At 71.9% G+C, this 2,778-nt stretch carries 2 protein-coding genes; both read left to right on the top strand.

Annotated elements, in window-relative coordinates:
* Window positions 1-1,604 (top strand): murein biosynthesis integral membrane protein MurJ (murJ, locus tag CH341_RS30350; RefSeq protein WP_111423235.1); only part of this gene is annotated, 1,604 nt, incomplete at its 5' end.
* 77 nt (window positions 1,605-1,681) lie between these two features.
* A complete protein-coding gene (gene trpS, locus CH341_RS30345; RefSeq protein WP_111423233.1) occupies window positions 1,682-2,719 on the top strand; it encodes a tryptophan--tRNA ligase in 1,038 nt (345 codons plus the stop codon).
* Window positions 2,720-2,778: the final 59 nt, after the last annotated feature.

The following is a 2,778-nucleotide window of genomic DNA, read 5'->3' as shown; positions in this document are numbered from 1 at the left end:
CGACGGCGGCCGGCCGGCACGATGCCGCCGCCGGCCGGGCACTCGCGCGAAAGGTCGGGACGGTCGGCAGCGCGACGCTGGCCTCGCGGGTGCTCGCCTTCCTGCGCGATGCCGGCATCGCCGCCCTGCTGGGGGCCGGGCCGATGGCGGACGCCTATTTCGCCGCCCTGCAGGTGCCGAACCTGTTCCGCCGCCTGCTCGCCGAGGGCGCGCTGAACGGTGCCTTCGTGCCGCTGTGGCTGCGGTTGCGGGACAGCCGGGGCAGCGCGGCGGTGCAAAGCTTCGGTGAGTCGGCGCTCGGCCTGATGGCCGTCGGGCTCGGCATCGCGACCGTGCTGCTGATGCTCGGCGCTCCGCTCGTGGTCCATGTCATCGCGCCGGGCTTCGCCGTCGACGGCGAGCGCTTCGCCCTCGCGGCGCAGCTCGTGCGGCTGTCGGCGCCTTATGTCGTGATCGCCGGCTGCGTCGCCGTGCTGGGCGCGATCCTCAACGCCGAAGGGCGGGTGACCGCGGTGGCGTTCGGGCCCATCGTGTTCAACGGGGTGCTGATCACGGCCGTGCTGGGGCTGCTGCTCGGCGGCGCGGTGGCGGTCGCGCATGCCGGCGCCGTCCTGGCGATCGCGATCGTCACGGCCGGGCTCGCCCAGACCGTGCTGATCGGCGGCGCAGCGCTGCGCCTGCCCGTCCGCCCGCGCCGGCCCCGCCTGTCCGCCTCGCCGGAGCTGCGCCGCCTCGTCTCCCTCGCCGGCCCCGGGCTGCTGGCCGGCGGCATCCCGCAGATCACCTTGATGGCGGGGGCGATGATCGCCTCGCCGTCGCCGGCGGCCGTGTCGTGGCTCTACTATGCGGACCGGCTCTACGAGTTTCCGCTCGGGGTCGTCTCGGTGGCGATCGCCTCCGTGATGGGACCGGTGATCGCCGCCCGGGTGCGCACCGGCACCGGCCCCGAGGTCGCCGCCGCGCAGGGGCACGCCATGGAGCTCGCGCTCGGTCTCGCGCTGCCCTCCGCGGCGGGGTTCGTGCTCCTCGCCGAGCCGATCGCGCGGGCCTTGTTCGAGCGGGGGGCCTTCACCCCACACGACACCGCCATGGTCGCGGCCGCCCTCGCCGCCCTCGCCGTGGGTCTGCCGGGCCACGTCGTCGAGAAGGTTCTGGGGGCGTTCTCGTTCGCCCGCGAGGACACGCGGACGCCGATGTGGGCGGCGCTGGCCGGCCTCGCCGCGTCGAGCGCGGGCGCGCTCGTGCTGTTTCCACGCTGGGGCCATGTCGGGGTCGCGGCCGCCATCGCGGCGGGCGGCTATGTCGGACCGGCCGCGCTGGCCGTGGTGCTGGCCCGCCGCGGCTGGCTGCGCTTCGACCCCACTGCGGCCGGCCGGCTGCCCCGCATTCTATTGGCGACGGTGGCGACCGTGATCGCACTGGCCGCGGCGCGGGGCCTGGCCGATGCGGCCGGGGCTCCGGTCGGAACGCTCGGCCGCTTCGCCGTGCTGGGCGCGCTTCTCGGAGTCGGGCTGGCCGTCTACCTCCTCGCACTGCGGGTGCTCGGCATCCTGGGGCCCGGCGATCTCGTCGCGGCGCTGCGCTCGCCCCGCGCTCCCCCCTGAAAGCATATATCCGCCCGGCCCCTTGCGCCCCCTGGCCTCGCATGGCAAACCGCCGGCCGCGACCAGAGGAGTGTACGATGGCGTTCAAGGAACGGGTGTTTTCCGGCGTTCAGCCGACCGGAAACCTGCATCTCGGCAACTATCTCGGCGCCATCGTCAATTTCGTGAAGATGCAGTCGCGCTGCGAGTGCATCTATTGCGTCGTCGACATGCACGCCATCACGGTGTGGCAGGACCCGGCCGAGCTGAGGAAGTCGATCCGCGAGGTGGCGGCCGCCTTCATCGCCGCCGGCATCGATCCCAAGACGCACATCGTGTTCAACCAGAGTCAGGTGCCGGAGCACGCCGAGCTCGCCTGGGTGTTCAACTGCGTCGCCCGCCTCGGCTGGATGAACCGGATGACCCAGTTCAAGGAGAAGGCCGGCAAGGACCGCGAGAACGCCTCGCTGGGCCTCTACGCCTATCCGAGCCTGATGGCGGCCGACATCCTGGTGTACCGTGCCACCCATGTGCCGATCGGCGAGGACCAGAAGCAGCACCTCGAGCTGACCCGCGACATCGCTCAGAAATTCAACAACGACTACAAAGCCGACATCGAGGCGGCGGGCTTTTCCGACGGCCTGTTCTTCCCGATGGCCGAGCCGCTGATCACCGGGCCGGCGACCCGGGTGATGAGCCTGCGCGACGGCACCAAGAAGATGTCGAAGTCGGATCCGTCCGACTATTCGCGCATCGCGCTCGCCGACGACGCCGACACCATCGCCCAGAAGATCAAGAAGGCGAAGACCGACCCCGAGCCGCTGCCGAGCGAGGAGAAGGGCCTGGAGGGTCGCCCGGAGGCCGACAACCTGGTCGGCATCTACGCGGCGCTCGCCGAGGAGCCGAAGACCGCCGTGCTGTCGCAGTTCGGCGGCGGCCAGTTCTCGGCGTTCAAGACCGCCCTGATCGACCTCGCGGTCGCCAAGCTCGGCCCGATCGGCGCCGAGATGAAGCGCCTCACCGGCGACGTCTCCTATATCGACGGAATTCTCGCCGACGGCAGCGCCCGGGCCCGGGTTCTGGCCTCCGAGACCATGCGCTCGGTCAAGGAGATCGTCGGCTTCGTCGGGAAGTGACGGCCGTTTCTCCACCTCCCCCTGGAGCGGGGAGGTCGACCGCGCACAGGCCGGTCGGG

The sequence above is a fragment of the Rhodoplanes roseus genome (assembly GCF_003258865.1).
GTDB classification, from domain to species: domain Bacteria; phylum Pseudomonadota; class Alphaproteobacteria; order Rhizobiales; family Xanthobacteraceae; genus Rhodoplanes; species Rhodoplanes roseus.
This window is presented reverse-complemented; position numbering and strand designations above follow the sequence as displayed.